This is a genomic window from Oleiphilus sp. HI0043, from assembly GCF_001634935.1.
The window spans coordinates 1-18,208 of the sequence record NZ_LWEY01001389.1; the positions used below are offsets into that span (position 1 = coordinate 1).

An 18,208-nucleotide genomic window follows, 5' to 3' on the forward strand; every position below is an offset into this window, starting at 1 on the left:
TAAGGGTAGTTGCCATCTAGCGGTAATGAAGGCGCTAGCTTAACCACACCTACCAGCATCAATGGCGCAACTTCACCCGCTGCACGAGCAATCGCAAGAATAACACCGGTCATCATTGCAGGGCTTGCCATAGGTAGTACGACACGCCAGAGTGTTTCAGCTTTGGTTGCGCCCAAGGCCAGGCTACCTTCACGAATGGATCTTGGAATACGTGATAAGCCTTCTTCAGTCGCTACAATAACCACTGGCAATGTCAGGATCGCTAGCGTGACTGAAGCCCATAACAAACCACCGGTACCTAGCGTCGGCGCGGGTAATGCCTCAGGGAAGAAGGCCTGATCAATACCTGAGCCCAGGAAGTAAATAAAGAAGCCCAGGCCAAATACACCGTATACGATAGAGGGAACACCGGCGAGGTTGTTAACCGCGATTCGGATAATTCGGGTAATTGCACCCTGGTGTGCATATTCACGCAAGTAAACAGCGGCGATAACGCCTAGTGGTGTCACCATGATAGACATGACGATTACCATCAAAACCGTACCGTAAATAGCGGGGAAGATACCGCCTTCTGTGTTGGCTTCACGCGGGTCATCGCTAACAAACTCAACTAGCTTCTCAATATAGAAGGAGATCTTCTCAGCCAGCGACATTTTGTTAGGCTGGAATGCGCGAACAACGTGGGCTATCTCGATTTCTCGCTCTTGGCCATCCGCTGTTGTTGCGACGAGACTGTCACGATTGATTTGCGTGTATAAATCACTCAGGCGTGATTGCAGCCCTTTGTATTGATTATCGAGCGCTGCGCGTTCTTCTTTAAGCGCTAATTGACGCTGAGCTGTTAGCTCATTGTTTAGCTCATAAGAGCGCTCTTTTAGGCGTAAACGCTCGATTTGGCTGTTGATGCTGCCGATCTCGGCCTTTTCGATCGTATAGATCTCATCATGAATGCTCAATGCACGTTCGATACGCTTGCTCAGTTCATCCCATGCGCCATTTCCAGAGGCGACAACCTGGCCGCTTTCTTTTACATCTTTAAGGTAGCCGTAGAAGTTACCCCATTCGCGACGTTCCATTGCGATAATATCTTCAGGGTAATGACGATTACTTAAGGAGGCATCCAATACCCAGCGGAAGTCACTGCCCGTTACATCCCGGTTACCCATTTTAAGCAGGTGACGATCCATAAACTCGACGCCTTGAGGAACCTTGTAACCAGCCTCTCTCAGCTGAACAGCAGAAACACTTTCTGTTTCGACCAGCTCACCCATGATTTTATAGGTACCGCCATTTCGGTTTTCTACATCAGCCTCGACGACATCATGTGCCCAGAAGTGCACTAAACCACGTGAAGCGATCAGGATTAACAGGCTAAAGACCATCACCAAGCTGATTGCGACCGCGCCAGCGTTTAACCAAACCCAAGGATCGCCGTCTTTAAACCATTTCTTTAAAGGTACTCTCATGATTTTAATCCTTAAATTACGCTGTACTTAGAACGAAGGCTCTGACGAACCCATTCAGCAAAGGTGTTAACAACAAAGGTAAAGAGGAACAATACAAAGGCTGCCAGGAACAAGATACGGTAGTGTGTACTGCCGACTTCGGATTCTGGCATTTCAACTGCGATGTTGGCAGACAAGGTTCTCATGCCTTCAAAAATATTCACATCCATGATTGGCGTGTTACCCGTTGCCATCAATACGATCATGGTTTCACCAACTGCACGACCCATACCGATCATTACAGCAGAGAAGATACCCGGGCTTGCCGTAGGAAGAATGACGCGAGTCATGGTTTGCCACTGGGTAGCACCCAATGCCAGAGAGCCATAGCTCAAATGCTTCGGTACACTGAAAATCGCATCTTCAGTAATCGAGAAGATAGTAGGAATGACGGCAAAGCCCATCGCGGCGCCCACGACTAAGGCGTTACGCTGGTCAAAATCGATGCCCATTTCATTGGTCAACCAAGACCGCATATCGCCGCCAAAGAAGGCGACTTCCAATACCGGGCTAATTTCGATACTGAACCACGAGGCTAACAAGATAACCGGAATTAACAGCACGGGGTCCCAGCCTTCCGGTACGGCGTGTCTAATTCGGTCGGGTAAGTTCACCCAAATGAAGCCAAACGCAAGTAAAGAGAGCGGGGTAATCAAGAGCCAAGCAAAGATGCCTGGTAAGTGATCTTCCATGAATGGCGCGAAAAACAGACCTGCCAAGAAACCGAGGATAACCGTCGGTAGTGCTTCCATAAGTTCTATCGAAGGCTTCACTTTACGACGCAGTGCGGGTGCCATGAAGTAAGCCGTATATAGCGCGCCGCAGATAGCAAGTGGCGTCGCGACTAGCATAGCGTAAAATGCTGCTTTTAATGTACCAAAGGCAAGTGGCGACAGGCTGTACTTTGGTTCAAAGTCGTTGTTAGAGGCTGAAGACTGCCAAACGTACTCTGGCTCTTGGTACCCTTCGTACCAAACTTCTTGCCATAGGGCTGAGAAAGAAATTTCAGGGTGTTCGTTGTCAATGTGCCAGAAGCTAATCTGACCTTGCTCATTTTCGACTAATACATAGTTAGCGCGAGGTGCGATGCTGGCATGTGTGATGGCGGCGTCGCTTACTTTCTTCTCTAATGTTGTGCTGTGAGCAGTCGTGTTGAACAAAGAAATGGTGCCGCTATCATCTACCGAGGCAAAGCCTTTTCGGCGGTGTTCAATGGCGATTGATGTGATTTCTGCCGTAGAATCTTCATCAATTGAGAAGTCACGAATTCGCTGTAATGAGTAGTGGTTGTTGTCGTCACGAACCATAAACCATTGAGAAACAATCCCGCCGGACTCAGTCACCAATATAGAGGAACCGCCAAGTAAAAGTTCCATGCCGATAATGTCTCTGTTCTCGGGCAAATGAACGGTGCCGTTAATGGTCGCCTGTTCGTTATCGGCCAGGTCGAAGATGTTGATGTCTTTTTCCGATGCTACAAAAACCCAGCGCATACCGGGTTCAGCGATGACGAACTTTGGTTCACTATTCAATGTCGGCATGCTAACAGGCTCTGCTTCAAGCATTACCTCACCGGTCATGAAGTTTTCTTCTTTTGAGAAGCGAGTTGAGAACAGTTCACTTTGATCATTCGCGCCAACGATCAAAATGGCGTCTTCAGTTAATGATAATGAGACAAATGTAATTGGGTGCCCTGATTCGTCCATATCCATTGGCTCTTCGCCAAAGGGAAACTCGATATAAGGCGTAATAAGGCGCTTATCGTTTGGATAGGTGATCTTGTAGCTGTGCTTAACGATAATAATTTGGCCATTACTCAAACCTGCCAAAATAGTGCGACTGGCGGGCTCTGCAGCACTGACGCTTGTGACACTAACGCCTTCAGGGATGGGTAGGCGCTGATTACTGACAACGCTGCCGTCTTGCGTATTGAAGAAGATAATATTGCCCTGATCCGTCACACGAAGGGCTTTTTCAGCTTGCTCTTCCATGGCGTAGTATAGCGTTGTGCCTGAGTCTGCTGCTGGAACTTGGTATTCACTGACGGCCTCAATTTCAGCCGACTCGAACAATGGCATAACTTCATAAAGCAGATAGAAGAAAATCAGCGTGATCGCCAAGATGACACTGCCTCCTCCCATGCCAATAGAGGTGCTTGCAACCTGGTCTTTGATCTTCCTAATCTTACGGTAGCGTACGAGTTTAGGGCTATCAAAGTCGAGCTTAGGTGGCTCAGATACAGCAGCTTTATTCATAGTCGTCATGTCCAGATTATCTTTGCGAATAAGATTTAGCGTGTAAAAAGTGCGCGTATTATAAAGTAAAAATCTCCTCATCATAGAATGGTGAGAAGATTTTTTATTATATTACAATTTGTAACCGTCATCCCTGACGGAAGTAGCCTGTGTTATTTACAGTAGGCCAAGTTCCTTCAAGCTCTTTTCAGCAACTTTTGAAGGTAGTGGAACGTAACCGTCTTTTACCACAACTTCCTGACCTTGCTGAGACAATACTGACTTAACAAACTCTGCTTCAAGTGGAGACAAGTCTTTGTTAGGCGCTTTATTGATGTAAACATATAGGAAGCGAGATAGTGGATATTTGCCTGTTACCGCGTTTGCTGAAGTCGCTTCAACAAATGGCTGGCTTGCTTTTTTGCTAAGTGGTAGTGCGCGAACAGATGCAGTCTTGTAACCGATACCTGAGTAACCGATACCGTTGATAGACTCAGATACGCCCTGAACAACTGATGCTGAACCTGGCTGCTCATTTACGTTGTTCTTGAAGTCACCTTTACATAGTGCTTTCTTTTTGAAGTAACCGTAAGTACCTGATACAGAGTTACGACCGAAAAGCTGAACAGTTTGGCCAGCCAAGTTACCCGTCACACCCAAGTCACCCCAAGTTTTTACTTCTTTGTCGAAGCCACACTTACGAGTAGATGAAAAAACCGCGTCGATCTGAGGAATAGTCAAACCTTTGATTGGGTTATCTTTGTTTACGAATACTGCTAATGCATCGATTGCAACTGGAACGGCTGTTGGCGCATAACCGTGACGCTTTTCGAATGCGCCGCGCTCTTTGTCTTTCATCATACGGCTCATTGGGCCAATGTTTGAGGTACCTTCAGTCAAAGCTGGAGGCGCAGTTGAAGAACCCGCTGCTTGAATCTGAATGTTTACATTTGGGTAGTTACGCTTAAAGTCTTCGGCCCAAAGTGTCATCAGGTTTGCCAAGGTATCAGAACCAACACTTGAAAGGTTGCCTGAAACGCCACTGGCTTTCTCGTATTTAGGAAGGTTTGGATCAACATCTGCGTGTGCAGTGCTCACAGCACCTAATGTACTGAGGGCTAAGATACTAACTATTTTCTTTATCATCTTGAGTGCTCCTAAGTGGCTTAATTGCCGAAAAATTTGTTTGCTTACTTTCTTGATGAGGCCACTATAAAGATGCAATGTTACAGTTATGTGACAGCTCCGTCTTGTTTGTCACATAAGTGTCATAAGAATGTAAAAAAACTGTTAGATCCCATATCTACGGGGCTTAGCGGGGAGTTGTTGTATTGCTTAGATAGCTAAATCTAAGAAAGTCGCTTCGGCATTGACCAATTTTTATGACAAAAAATGAAATATTCGGGGCCAGTTCAAGTTTTGGTCACATGTGTATGATTTTCACTGGCACTTTTCCGATCTTGGCTATACTGAAAGCAAGCCGCTTTATTAAAGGAAAGAGATCAAATGAATTCATCTGAATCGGGTTTGGGGCCTTCGGGTCGTCTGACTTTGCAAGTCATTGCGATGCCTCGTAATACCAATGTACATGGTGACATTTACGCTGGCTGGTTAATGGAACAGATGGATTTGGCCGCAGCGACCGCAGCGAGCCAGATATCTAAAGGCCGCTCAGCGACTGTTGCGATTGAAAGAGTAGAGTTTTTATCGCCAGTTTCTATCGGTGACCAAGTAAGTTGCTATACCGAGCTAATGGATACCGGGCGTAGTTCGATGAAAATTCGAGTAGAGGTTTTCGGAACCGATACACGAGGTAGTCAAACCCGTAAGATTACCGAAGCTGTTTTTATCTATGTGGCCATTGATGAAATGGGCGGTATCAGGGCGCTACCAAATAGCGATTAGGCGCTTGAAAGCCTAGTCCAATACAGTAAAGAAGCGATCTGCTGTTTCTTTACTGAATGTGCGTAGCTCTTTATCTTCGAATTCGACTGAAAAAGCATTTCCTGACTCTTCTTTTACCCAACCTAAGCCAAGTACTACATGCTTAACCGTATTTGCGAACCATATTGCACTGCTCGTTGAAGTATTTTCTGAAGCCATATCACTAGCGACCAAGGTGCACCGTAACTCTTCTGCATATTGCCTCGTAATACGACTTGGTTTGCCTAATGCGACTTCTATTTGCTTACTATCCAGAGCACTTCCCAACGCTGTGCTTTGCGGGATATTAAGCTCATGCTGGAAACGTGAAATTTGAGCTTTGCTGTTCGAAACATCTTCAGGAATAAGGAGGTGTAAGCATTCTTTGGCACGCGTCATTGCGACGTATAACAGACGCCTTTCACTTTCGAGCAAGGCTTTGCTTAGCATTTCATCTTTGTAGGTATAGGGCAGGGTTTTGTTGTTGAGACCGGGAATAATGACTTGTTTCCACTCGAGGCCTTTTGCGCGATGAATGGTCGATAGCTGGACCGTATCGGTTTTTTTAGTCTTATGGTTATGTTGCTCGGAGTCTTGTTGTAGCTTAATAAAAAGCTTGAGCGTATCTTCGAGGCTAAGCTTGTGTTGAGCTAGAAAGCGGGCAATTCCCTGAATTGAGGCGACTTTTTCCTCTGCATGATCGTGGCTCAGGCTAAGAGAACGAATCCCTTCATATAATTCAGTTTCATTAAAATAGCTTGCAAAGGTCGCGGCTAAGGGCTGCGGTTTGTTCTCTAGCGCATTCAGTGCTCTTGCCAGCCGTTCTAATTTTATAGCTTGTATACGCTTAATATCTTCAGGTATGGCTTCCTTGGTCAATTGTCCCCAATTGCTGTCATGCTGAGCAAGTGTATGACAAAAGGCCTTGATCTGTGTGTCGGGTAAACCCACATGTGGAAAATGAAACAGAAGGTCCAGTTTCAAAGCCCGTTGCTCAGTAGACATGGTTTTAAAGTGTCCACATGCCAACTCCAACAGTGCGCAAATACTTTGCGCTTCATTGGAGTGGAATACACCGGGGTAGCCATCCATATGGTAATTGATGCCGGCTTCTAACAACGCGAGCTCAATGCCCACCGTCTGACTCCAAACTCGCGTGAGAATTGCATACTGAGACAAATCCTGAGAAGGGGTGCCTGAGAGGATATCAATCACTGTCTTGGGGTCATCTTTAGACTTGTGTACTTCTACCCGGGTAGAGGGGTTTGACTCATGTGATTTGCAAAGCAGTGCTTGTCGCCCTGAGTTGTGGGAAATCAGGTGGTTCGCTAATAAAGAAACGCAATGCCCATAGCGGAATGAGTAGCTCAAATTGAGCTTCTGCGTCCCTGGAAACTGTTGGGAAAAGCCGTTAATGATGTATTCGGGTTTTGCGCCGCGGAACTCGTATATCGTCTGATCAGGGTCGCCAACGACGGTCACTTTGGCGCGGTCCCCTGCGATATAGCTTAACAGTGCGTGCTGAAGGTCGTTGGTGTCCTGGTATTCATCGACCAGCACAATATCCATCTTGTTGCTAACAAGCTTTTCTAAAGAGGGATTTTGCTGAATAGCGATCACGGTATCGTAAAGCATATCCGTGTAGCTGATTCTGGCGTTGTGTTTTCGCCAGCTTTCGAAGACATCAAACAATTGAGGAAGAAAGCCGAACTTATCGCTCAAATCAAGATCATAGAGGGTTTGTTGAGGTGACAGCAGGCCATTTTTAACGGATTCGATAAACTGGTGGCCTGCTTCAACGTAATCTTTCTTATTACGTTTGGCATCTTTAAGGGCTTCGGAATCAAGTATTTGATTTAGCATTCGCCAGATATGAAAGTCGATCTCCTTATCACTGAGGATTTGTTTATTAAATGGTCGCAGTTGCCCTTCTTGAATAAAACGTTGGTATAGCCGATAACCCATCGCATGAAAGGTTCGCACCTCGGGAAGGCGGCTATGGTGGTTACCGATCCGTCTTAGTTTGGCGGCAAAGTCGGTCTTTGCTGCTTTGTTGAACATTAGGATGAGAATTCGCCGTGCATCATGGCCCTGGCTCAATAGATATACTATCCGATGAGCTAGGGTCGTTGTTTTACCGCTGCCTGCGACAGCAGTGACCACATAATGAGCAAGGGGTGATTCTACAACCTTAATTTGCTCGGGGGTCAGGGTGATATCTTGGCTTGGATGCATGCAGTGAATACTTGTTAGCGGTGACTTATTTTGGTGGTAATTGATACAAATAAAGTGATTGCCAGGCAGTGCTTTACTGGGGCTTCAAATTACATGACAATGGCGCCTTGGTGTAGCGTAGAGTTAACTTAAGACTCTCTCTCAACTCAACAACTAAGAACTGACTATATGTACTATCGCTTAATGATACTATTCATTGCAGGGATGTTGATAGCATCGTGTAGTGTTATTTCCGGAAATGATGAGCAAACGGAAGCAATTCTAAGCCGTCTGGACCTCAGTCCTCAAAAGGTTCCTGCTAAAACGCCAATGATGCTTGCTGCCGAACGGGGTGATAGCAGTGCTTTAAAAAAGGCATTTTCTCAAGGTGGTAAATTGAATGCTATGGCACCCGAAGGAACGGCATTTTCCTTGGCTCTCAGTAATGGACATGCGTCGATAAGTCGTATCTTGTTGACGGCAGGGAGTCAGTGGCAGGAAGGGTTTTCATTGGGCGACTCTAGTGCGTTGATTGAAGCGGCAGATCAGGGCTTTGATCAGATCGTGAAAATGCTTATTGTAAGAGGTGTATCATTGGATCATCGAGATAAAGAGGGTTATACAGCTTTAGCAAAAGCAGCGATAAAGGGCCACCTAACGACGCTAAAAATACTCATTAATGCCGGTGCTCAAGTTGACGCATACCCTTTGGGGCGTTCGGTGCTTATGCATGTTGTAGAAGATAACAATATGTTGATTTCCCAGCAGCTAATAGCTGTTGGAGCGGACCTGAATTATCAGGATGATGACGGTGATACTGCTCTGAAAATTGCTCGACGAAAGGGCTTCTTTGATATTGATTTAATGCTTGTTCAGGCAGGCGCACGGCCATAGAGAAAAACAAATGAGCTCAAAAAGAAAGATAGCACTCGGACCTTTGCCCGAGCAGCGTGAAGACTATAGCCATTATGAAGAGAGTTTTGTTCGCTGGGACCGCATCGTAGGGTTTGGCTTGCTTGTGTTAGTCGTGCTGGTGTTGCTTATCAGTTTATCCACTGCCAACAAGGATGATGCACTTGATTTTGATGAGGCTGAGACACCACTAGATAGCAGTATCAAGGAGCCGAAGATAGCGGTCATAGAAAAAACAGACGATCCTGACTCTGTAAAGCAGGCTTCACCAAAGCCCGAAGTAACGGTGCCACCTTTGGGAGAGTTAAAGCCAGAGGAACTAGCGCAGCTTGTGAGTACACCCAAAGTTGTTGAAGAGCCTAAAGAAATTAAAGCCCCGGCACCTGAAGCTAAGCCTCTTGAGACAGACAGCGATGAAAGCGTTAACGCTCAGCCTGCAGTCAAAATTTCCGAGGCGAGCCCAGCTTCTGTCCTGATTATAAATAGCGCCATAAAAGAAGCTGTGCTGAGCCTAAGTATTAAGAATGATGTTCCAGGAGAACCCTTGCAGCATCGTGTCGTAATGCCTGAATCCGGGCTGATCAAAGTCATCCTGCATACTGAGATGCATGGCTTGCGAGGCGCTACACTCTATCATCACTGGTATCGTGAGGGGGTAAGGCAGGCAAAGGTGAGGATCCCGGTAAATGTTGCTAAACAGAAGTCCTACTCAAGTAAGTTTATTGATAAACATATGCTGGGTGCTTGGCAGGTGAAAGTGTTGGACGCTTCAGGTGAACTTTATATTCTTGCAGACTTTGAGGTTGTTAGCGCAAACTGATGGATATCTTGTTCGGCCTAAAAAAGCTGCTAGGTATGTCGTTAATGTCGGTACCGCTTATCTTGATCGGTTTACTGTTAGCAGGTTTTTTCTATCGAAAGCGTTATGTAAAGCTAGGCAGAATACTCAGTTTATTCAGTATTACTGCTTTATTTATTTTGAGCCTTTCACCGGTGACGGATGCTTTGATCAGGCCTCTTGAGTCACAGTATCCCGCCTACCAAGGCCAGCCCGTAGATTTTGTTTTAGTGTTAGGTGGCGGGCATTCAACAGCGAATGAGCGACCTTTAAGCAGTCTATTGAGCGGAACCTCATTAAGTCGGTTGACTGAAGGCTTGATGATTTACAGAGCAAATCCCGGGTCAAAGTTATTACTTTCTGGCTATCATGGGGATGATATTGAATCTCATGCTAAAGCGGCATCACGAGTGGCGATAGCCCTTGGAGTACCCGAGAGCGATATTTATTTGGCTGAAGAGGTAAAGGATACGGCAGAAGAGGCCAGGCATTGGGTTAAATTTATAAACGGTGCCAAATTTGCGTTAGTGACGTCAGCAATGCATATGCCCCGTTCTGTCTATTTGTTTAAGAAAGAAATCACTTTGCAGCAAGGCGAGACTAAGTCATTGCTTGCTTCGCCAACAAATTTCAGGTCATGTGAAGTGAATTGCTTAGGCTGGCGAAGCTGGATACCAAAGTCACGAAACCTGGCAAAAACCGATGCAGCGTGGCATGAGTACTTAGGCTATTTATGGGCGCGCTTAATAGCATAACGTTTGGAAAATTGATTTATGGGTTTAAAAGCGGGAAAAGTTTATCCTTCTAGCGAAGGGAAAGTTGGTGTATTAATCACTAACTTAGGTACGCCAGAGGCGCCAACAGCGAAGGCTTTGAGGCACTATTTGTCAGAATTTTTATCTGATCCCCGCGTTGTCGAAATTCCACGGCTAATTTGGATGTTTATCCTGCATGGTATCATTCTTAGAGTGCGGCCCAAGAAGTCGGCTCATGCCTATCAGACGGTATGGGCTGAGCGCGGTTCTCCGCTTAAATATCATACTGAAGATCAGCTTACAGCCTTGCGACAGGCTGTTAATTCAGGCGCAGAGAAGCCATCCATATTGTTCGATTATGCCATGCGGTATGGTGAGCCTTCTATTGCCAGCCGACTTGACCAACTGGCGTCACAACAATGCGATAAGCTTTTAGTGCTTCCTTTATATCCCCAGTATGCCAGTGCCACAGGTGGCTCAACATTTGATGCAGTCGCTAAAGATTATGTTTCCCGCCGCCAGATACCAAGCTTGCGTTTCGTGGCTAGCTACCATAATTACCCACCCTATATTGACGCGATTGTCGAGAGTATTCGTGAACATTGGAAACTGCACGGACAAGCCGAAAAGCTGCTTTTGTCTTATCATGGTTTGCCTAAATTTAGTCATGATAAAGGCGACCCTTACTATACCCAGTGTAATGAAACCAGTCAGTTGATTGCTGAGGCGCTTGAATTAAATGGTGATCAGTATATGACCGTTTTCCAATCACGCTTTGGCGCTGCAGAGTGGCTGCAGCCGTATACTGATGAAACGCTAAAATCCCTCGCGAAGCAGGGGACACGCTTTGTGCAGGTAATTTGTCCGGGTTTTTCTGCAGATTGTTTGGAAACTATCGAAGAAATTGGCGTAGAAAACAGGGACTATTTTCTTGAAGGTGGTGGCGAACGCTATGAATATATTCCGGCCTTAAATGCCAGTGAGGCGCATATCAAGGTGCTGGCAAGTTTAATAAATGAAAACGTGCAAGGTTGGTTGTAATGTGCAGGTCTTTGCAAGCGAGCTAAGGTAATAGGAGTTGATGATGAACTTTTTTAAAATTGCGGTGATGGCGGTATTATTGATTGCCGGTCATGCCCGTGCAGAAATAAGCGTTGAAGGTGAGTGGGTGCGCTTATTGCCGCCGATGGTTAAAACCACTGCAGCGTATATGACCCTAACCAGTTCCATCGACGATACGCTGGTTTCAGCTTCAAGCCCTCAGGCATCCATGGTTGAGTTACACCTTTCCTCAATGTCTAATGGGGTGATGTCTATGGATCATGTTGAAGAGATTGCGCTGTTGAAGGGACAGCCTTTAAAGCTTGCACCAGGTGGTTACCATCTGATGCTAATGGGCTTAAAGGCAAGCTTGAAGGAAGGTGATACTTTCCAGCTGCACTTACAGTTTGCCAAATCAGGTGAGCTAATTGTTAACGCTGAAGTTAAGCAATAAATAGCCTGTTTAGTAAAACATAAACGGCGTAAAGGCGACTAATAATAAGGTGGTCGACATCACCATTAGCGGTAACAAGATACGCTCATGGCGATAGTAAAAACTATCGCCTTCACTTAGTGCCAAATCAACCTCCTGACTACCAACCACTTGCCGTGTTAACAAATGGTTCAAAGAGACCGGTGGGCTCAGGTAACCCAACTCAAACGCTACCAGGCAGGTCATCCAAAAATGTATAGGGTTAATTCCATGCTCATAAGCTAGCGGTGCGACAAGCCCTGAGACCAAAATCAGAGCACCAAAAGGGTCCATCACCATGCCCACAAAAACCAGAAACAAGACTAAAACCAGCATGGTTAGATAAACTGACTCAAAGCCTTCGGGTATGGATAAACCACTACCGCTCCGTTCTAGAATGCCGCCAATCGTAAAAGAGCAAGCCATTAGCATCAGTAGCGCGCCAATTTGCACCGAAGAATTGCCAATAGCATTGTTAAACGCCGATACGATATTGGGGCTAACATTCAAGGTCTTATTTTGCTGCTCAAAGTCCCGGCTGAACTTACGTTCATAAATAATAAAGGCGAACATAATAACGGGGAGGATAATCGGGGCTGAAAATTCATCAAGATAGGCATTCAACAATACGGCGTAAATCAACATGCTGAGCGCAATAATGATGATATAAGGAAGCAGTGCTCGAAACTTTGTAATAGAAGGCTGAAATGCTTCGCTAAAAGGTGCGATGCTTAAAGGCCCACGTCGAGTCAGCATGGCAAACATAAAAAACACTGCAAGCGTTAGCATGAAAACCCGGCTTCCCCAATAAAACAAATCATCACTCAAGACTTCTTTGTTGAGAATGGCAATACCGATTACCAACAGGCAGGGCCTTAATACAACGCCTGAGCTTCCGGTCATTGCGGTGACCGCCAGTGCAAGCTGACGCCGAGTACCAACACGCCTCAACTCCTGATAAACCACAGCACCCATGGCAATAATGATAATACCTGAGGCCCCTGTATAAGCAGTTGGTACAGCCATTAATGCGATGGCGATGCAGGCCAGTATTTCAGGGGGAAAGTTCCAGGGTTTAAAGACATCAAAAAGCTTCGCGCCAAGCAAGGTCTCTTTAAGCAGCATTCCGACCCATATATAGAGAGCGATCGTCAGATGTAGATTAGTCAGTTGGAATATCTGAGTAAAGTACATGCTGATGCCAGGAGCATGCTCTTCGTTGACAAAAAAATGATACGCAGCTGCCAGAAGCATCCAGGTTTGAATGGGAACTGTAAGCACCATTCTAAAGGGAGAAGTGTTTTGTTTACTTAGGTGCCGGGTTTTAAAAAGCTTGATGAAACTCACTAGACTTAGCACGGCGCTACCGACAATAAGCGTAGCAAGGAGTTCGGGTGAACTAAGGCTTGCTCCAGCGTCTTCTGCGTCCTTATAAAATCGATAGCTGGAATAAAACAAGCTCAGTGCCGCGAGTGTTTGCGCAGCATAAGAAAAGTAGTGTTCATGCTTGTTTCGAATGCCTCTGAAGGCAATATGCTCATTGCGCCAGGTTGCGTAGGTGGCACATAGGAGTAGCAGGATGATCAGCATGGATTTTTGCTGGTTAATTGAAAATAAGCTGATTTGAGCGAAGGAAGCTTCGATGCTCGCGAAGGCTCTAACCCAAATGTCTGTTTGCGCCAGGTAGGTTTGTGCCGCTTGGTGTTTACTTTGGCAGACCTTAACTTGCTTTAGTAGAGAGCTACGTGCAGCATCGCGGTTAAACTCGTCAGCGAGCAGCTCAAAGTCCTGGTTCTCGGCATTGAATTCGCGCTCAAGTTCATCCAGTTGCAGCTCTATATCAGGCTTTGGGTTGCATTCAGGCTTAGGCTCTTCTCCACGTAGAATGAAGTAGTCATCCCACAGATAAATTCCTAGTTTGAGCATTTGTGCATTAATGTTTTCGCTGGTACCTGCTGTTACCGTGCCGAGTAAAAGTATCAGAACAGTCAGCGATAGACAGCGCTTGAGCCAGCGGCTTGCTACGTCCATAAGAATCGTTTTTGTTATTTTACGATTATGAAACTGGGGTGGCAGCTAATGCATTTCCGAACGGAGACCGTCACCCCAAATGAAATTATTCCTTATCTTTAGAAGTACACTCAGCCAAGTTGGGGTCGACTTTACAGCGAACTTTTCTGAACAAGGTTAACGCTTTTGCGTTGTATACATTTCTGTCCCGCAAGGCTAAACGGCTTTCACGAAATAGTTCATTCCACTCATCCTTAGCTTGATCTGAAATATTGATCCAATATTTCTCGGGGATAGTTTGCTCGCTCTGCTCAATTGATTTGATATCACTAAGGTATTTATTTGCCAGTAATGTGCGAGTCTTCTGGGCAAAGCCATCAGGAATCTTTTTCCAGCGAACGATTAGCTGCATAGTCACCTGGAGACTGGGCCAGTTAATGATGCCACCATTTGGTTCAAGGCCTTTATACATTTCCATAGGCTCATAAGCCAGACCAGGCGCACCCGTAATATCTACAGCATGGTTATTAAACTTCTGCAAAGCATTCATAATACTTGAGGACACGGGGGTTAAGCCGATCTTCTCAGCCAGGTAGCCTGTTTCAGGTGCATTGTCGAGCACTGTTACTTTCTTGCCAGCCAAATCTGAAGGTACGCTAATATCTCTGTCTTTTACGAATAGAAAAATGGCACCGATTGGCGATATGCCGATAACTTCGTATTCGCCCTTGCGCATAAGCTTTCCAGCTTTTGGGCTACTCAAGGTTTTAATGATCATACCTAAGTGTTTGTATGTGGGGATCGCGCCGACAGCATTGATAGAACCAGTAAAGTCATTATATTCTCGTGCGCGAATACCTGGCAGGTTCAACATATCACAAACACCGTTCTTGAACTCTTCAGAGGCAACACGGTCATCTGTATAAACTTTGAAAGAAAGGTCTACGCCCCAGCGTGTTGCATCGATTTTGAATTCCTTCATACGCTTGTGTACCGGGCCGTCATGACCCACGAAGTCAAATACACACATAGTAAGTGGAGATAGCTGGCTAGCGAAAGAGCTGTTAGAAATTGCTAAAAGGCTGAGTACTATCAAAGTCATCGGCAGACGGCGCTTGCTTGAGGAGATCATATTATTCACTGCTTTCTCTTATCTATCTGGAGTGTGTCAGGTAGAGCAGCCTAAGAAAATGATTAATAGTTCCCTTGGAACAAGGACCTGCAGGTTATACAGGGCCCTATATAATTTAGGCGTGCATCTTTAGAGATAAGAATCCTAACCGAAATAGGCCCTCTACGGAAAGGTAGGAAGTCTCAAAAGTATTATTTCGTGACTATTGGTCGATTTTGATAATCACTGAAATCGGGTGTTTCGCGCTGATAATTATTCATTAGTGGAGAATGGACGATAAAGTCAGCGGTGCTCTTGTTACACGCGACGGGAATATTCCAAAGCGTTGCCAGTCGGAGTAGCGCTTTAATATCCGGGTCATGAGACATGGGTTCGAGTGGATCCCAAAAAAAGATCAGCAAATCAATTTTGCCGTCAGCAATTAGTGCGCCTATTTGCTGGTCACCACCTAAAGGGCCGCTTTGAACACGGTTCACGCTTAGGCCTGTTTTTTCTTCGATGAGCTTACCGCTTGTTCCTGTCGTAGTGAACTGGCAGCTACTTAAAGCTTCGATATGCTGGTTTAGCCAAGCAACAAGGTCGCTTTTACGATTATCGTGAGCGATTAAAGCGATATTTTCAATTGGATTCATTCTGTGTCCCGAGTTGTCTCACTCATTATTATCATTCTTGGAAAGTGATAGAGAGGCCCTGGAAGCCAACGTAGGTTTTCAGGGCCGTCTTAAAATATAAGTCTAGCTAAGATTTTGCTTTGTATATAAATTACTTAAAAGCTATTGCAAATTTGTGACATTATTTGGCTGTATTGGCCCAGGATGGTGAATGCTTAGGCAAAAAAAAGCCCCGGAAAACCGAGGCATAACAAGTTACCACACTTGATTAAAACGAGCGATCAAGACTAATACTTGACGCTATAGGTTCAATATAACGTACTTGATAGCAATACCAGTTGACTCAGGTCAAGTAAGCCGGAAACCGGGTAGAGATAGCTTCGTGCTATGTAATAAGATGCTGTTGTGCCGCTGAAGTCTCATGACAAATATTGTCCCTTGAGCTAAGCTATGTGCATTACGCTGATAATACGATGGATTGTCGGATTAAGGTAAAACCTTGGTAAAAATAGAGAGAGAAATAATGATGAGAAAGCTAGTTACATCGGTTTTGGTAGCGGGTTCACTTGCAGTAAGTGGAAGTGTTGTAGCAGGTGATGCTGCTGCGGGTAAAGCTAAATCAGCAGTATGTGCAGCCTGTCATGGTGCTGCCGGTATTGCAGCTATTCCAACTTACCCTAATTTGGCAGGACAAAACGAAGCTTATTTGGTGAGCTCACTGAAAGCTTATAAAACCAAGCAGCGTAACGGTGGTATGGCGGCAATCATGCAGGGCCAGGCAGCTGCATTGAGTGACGCTGATATTGATAATTTAGCGGCTTACTACGCTTCTTTAAAATAGTCTTGTTTGTTCCTCAGGCCATTTAGTTAACTTGTAGGTAGCTGGGAAACCATACTCATCGGGTAGGGTAGTTCCTAAGGTGCCTACAAGTTCTTTCCCCTCCTTCATAGCTAGCATTTTTCTGCTTTATATTCATAGATTGTTCTCATCTACTCCTCTGTGTGCATTTTTGCTTAGTGATTGAACAAAATCAGGTTAGAATAAGTCTCGTTTTTAGAATGCCTTAAACCTGATTTGTTGTGAGATTTATATGAAATTTGTCGTCAAACTGTTTCCAGAAATTACCATTAAGAGCAAGCCAGTCAGGCAGCGCTTGGTAAAACAGCTTCGGCAAAATATCAGTGCTGTGTTAAAGAAAGAGTTTGAAGACGTCAAGGTTCAGGGTTTTTGGGATAAGATCGAAGTTAACCTGAATGACGATTCTCAAGAAAAAGCTGAGAACCTAGCGGCTACCCTTCAGCGTATTCCGGGTATTGCAAATATTCTTCGAGTGCAGCGCTATCAGATTGATAATATCGATGACAACTTTGACGAAATTGTAGAGCATACTCATCGTGCTCTGGGCGAGGAGCTTAAAGGCAAGCGCTTTGTTGTGCGTATTAAGCGTGCCGGTCAGCACTCTTTTACCTCCCATGAGTTAGAACGTTATGTAGGGGGCGGTTTACTGCGAGCAGGAGAGACTGCGGGTGTAGATCTACATAATCCTGAAGTGACGGTCATGCTGGAAGTCCGGGACTCGGATCTTTATATAATCGAACAACGCTATGAAGGCCTGGGCGGTTATCCGATAGGTGCACAGGACGACGTGTTGTCACTCATGTCTGGTGGTTTTGATTCGACAGTTGCCAGCTACTTAACCATGAAAAGAGGCTTGAAGACGCATTTCTGCTTTTTCAATCTGGGCGGAGCCGCGCATGAGATTGGTGTTAAACAGGTCGCTTTATATTTATGGGAGAAATACGGCGTTTCACATCGCGTGAAATTTGTTGCTGTGCCTTTTGAAGAGGTGGTTGCTGAGATACTAAAGAATGTACATCACTCGCAAATGGGCGTTATCCTCAAACGTATGATGTTGCGGGCAGCAGAAAAGGTTGCGGATCAGATGGGCATCGAGGCCCTGGTTATGGGGGATAGCGTTGCGCAGGTATCCAGTCAGACCTTGGCAAACATGAGTGTGATTAATAAAGTCACCGATACCTTGGTATTACGCCCGCTTATTACCATGGATAAACAAGATATTATCTCTTTGTCAGCAAAAATCGGTACAGAAGAATTTGCCAAGAATATGCCGGAATATTGTGGTGTGATCTCCGATCGCCCAACAACTCGTGCCAAGATGGAACGAATTCTGGAAGAAGAAGATAACTTTGACTTTGAAGTACTCGAGCGCGCAGTAGAACAGCGGGTGAGCACTAAAATCGATGAAGTGATGTCAAGAATCCAAACCATCGCTGAAGTTGATTTGGTGAATGTGCCTGAGGTTGATGATGTGATTATCGATATCCGCCACCCGGACGAAGTTGAAAAAAGTCCGCTTGTTTTGACGAATAATGAAATCAAGAACATTGCGTTTTATGAACTGATGTCCAAATTGGATCAACTTGAAGCTGATCAGCAGTATCTGCTTTACTGTGAAAAAGGTACGATGAGTCAGCTGCATGCCAGTCACTTAAAAGGCATGGGCTACGAAAAAATAGGGGTGTATGCTCCTTAATAAGCA

The 18,208-nt window shown here is 45.4% G+C and carries 15 protein-coding genes; 8 read left to right on the plus strand and 7 right to left on the minus strand.

Going from position 1 to position 18,208, the window contains the following annotated elements; translation table 11 throughout:
• The 3 genes from pstA to A3729_RS18905 form a co-directional block, all read right to left on the minus strand.
• On the minus strand, nucleotides 1-1,466 hold a 1,466-nt coding region (pstA, locus tag A3729_RS18895), incomplete at its 3' end, for a phosphate ABC transporter permease PstA (protein WP_068634183.1).
• A gap of 11 nt (nucleotides 1,467-1,477) precedes the next feature.
• Nucleotides 1,478-3,760, minus strand: a complete 2,283-nt coding sequence (locus A3729_RS18900; RefSeq protein WP_068514474.1) for an ABC transporter permease subunit — start codon at nucleotides 3,758-3,760, stop codon at nucleotides 1,478-1,480.
• Between the two features lie 156 nt (nucleotides 3,761-3,916).
• Nucleotides 3,917-4,885: a PstS family phosphate ABC transporter substrate-binding protein gene (locus A3729_RS18905; protein WP_068514415.1), complete on the minus strand. Its 969-nt coding sequence runs from the start codon at nucleotides 4,883-4,885 to the stop codon at nucleotides 3,917-3,919.
• 360 nt (nucleotides 4,886-5,245) lie between these two features.
• On the opposite strand from A3729_RS18905, the gene A3729_RS18910 reads away from it, so the two are divergent.
• Nucleotides 5,246-5,644 carry an acyl-CoA thioesterase gene (locus A3729_RS18910; protein WP_068514412.1) on the plus strand — a complete coding sequence of 133 codons (399 nt, stop codon included), beginning with the start codon at nucleotides 5,246-5,248 and terminating at the stop codon, nucleotides 5,642-5,644.
• A 12-nt stretch (nucleotides 5,645-5,656) separates the two neighbouring features.
• Here A3729_RS18910 and A3729_RS18915 read toward each other — a convergent pair whose 3' ends face one another.
• Nucleotides 5,657-7,897, minus strand: coding sequence for an ATP-dependent helicase (locus A3729_RS18915; protein WP_068514409.1), 2,241 nt, complete (start codon nucleotides 7,895-7,897; stop codon nucleotides 5,657-5,659).
• Nucleotides 7,898-8,065: 168 nt separating this feature from the next.
• Here A3729_RS18915 and A3729_RS18920 point away from each other — a divergent pair, with 168 nt between their 5' ends.
• From A3729_RS18920 to A3729_RS18940, 5 genes are read left to right on the plus strand one after another with little or no spacing between them, the layout of a single operon-like run.
• A complete protein-coding gene (locus A3729_RS18920) occupies nucleotides 8,066-8,770 on the plus strand; it encodes an ankyrin repeat domain-containing protein (protein ID WP_068515975.1) in 705 nt (234 codons plus the stop codon).
• Nucleotides 8,771-8,780: 10 nt separating this feature from the next.
• A complete protein-coding gene (locus tag A3729_RS18925) occupies nucleotides 8,781-9,608 on the plus strand; it encodes a DUF2914 domain-containing protein (protein ID WP_068509595.1) in 828 nt (275 codons plus the stop codon).
• The gene (locus A3729_RS18930) at nucleotides 9,608-10,381 is read left to right on the plus strand and encodes an ElyC/SanA/YdcF family protein (RefSeq protein WP_082865018.1); all 774 of its coding nucleotides are present in this window, start codon (nucleotides 9,608-9,610) and stop codon (nucleotides 10,379-10,381) included. The genes A3729_RS18925 and A3729_RS18930 overlap by 1 nt, the downstream gene beginning before the upstream one ends.
• Before the next feature lie 18 nt (nucleotides 10,382-10,399).
• Nucleotides 10,400-11,422, plus strand: coding sequence for a ferrochelatase (gene hemH / locus A3729_RS18935; protein ID WP_068515972.1), 1,023 nt, complete (start codon nucleotides 10,400-10,402; stop codon nucleotides 11,420-11,422).
• 40 nt (nucleotides 11,423-11,462) lie between these two features.
• On the plus strand, nucleotides 11,463-11,876 hold the full coding sequence (locus tag A3729_RS18940; RefSeq protein WP_068515970.1) for a copper chaperone PCu(A)C: 414 nt from the start codon (nucleotides 11,463-11,465) through the stop codon (nucleotides 11,874-11,876).
• A 9-nt stretch (nucleotides 11,877-11,885) separates the two neighbouring features.
• Here the strand turns inward: A3729_RS18940 and A3729_RS18945 are convergent, their stop codons facing one another.
• The 3 genes from A3729_RS18945 to A3729_RS18955 form a co-directional block, all read right to left on the minus strand.
• Complete coding sequence (locus A3729_RS18945; protein ID WP_068515966.1) at nucleotides 11,886-13,925, minus strand: TRAP transporter large permease subunit; 2,040 nt, start codon at nucleotides 13,923-13,925, stop codon at nucleotides 11,886-11,888.
• Between the two features lie 85 nt (nucleotides 13,926-14,010).
• Nucleotides 14,011-15,036 (minus strand): putative solute-binding protein, encoded by a 1,026-nt coding sequence (locus A3729_RS18950; protein WP_068515961.1) that lies wholly within the window; start codon nucleotides 15,034-15,036, stop codon nucleotides 14,011-14,013.
• Nucleotides 15,037-15,227: 191 nt separating this feature from the next.
• Nucleotides 15,228-15,668, minus strand: a complete 441-nt coding sequence (locus A3729_RS18955; protein WP_068515959.1) for a methylglyoxal synthase — start codon at nucleotides 15,666-15,668, stop codon at nucleotides 15,228-15,230.
• A 502-nt stretch (nucleotides 15,669-16,170) separates the two neighbouring features.
• Here A3729_RS18955 and A3729_RS18960 point away from each other — a divergent pair.
• Both A3729_RS18960 and thiI read left to right on the plus strand, forming a co-directional pair.
• Nucleotides 16,171-16,488 carry a cytochrome c gene (locus A3729_RS18960; protein ID WP_197470243.1) on the plus strand — a complete coding sequence of 106 codons (318 nt, stop codon included), beginning with the start codon at nucleotides 16,171-16,173 and terminating at the stop codon, nucleotides 16,486-16,488.
• A gap of 250 nt (nucleotides 16,489-16,738) precedes the next feature.
• Nucleotides 16,739-18,202: a tRNA uracil 4-sulfurtransferase ThiI gene (gene thiI, locus A3729_RS18965; RefSeq protein WP_068515956.1), complete on the plus strand. Its 1,464-nt coding sequence runs from the start codon at nucleotides 16,739-16,741 to the stop codon at nucleotides 18,200-18,202.
• The last annotated feature ends 6 nt before the right edge of the window (nucleotides 18,203-18,208 follow it).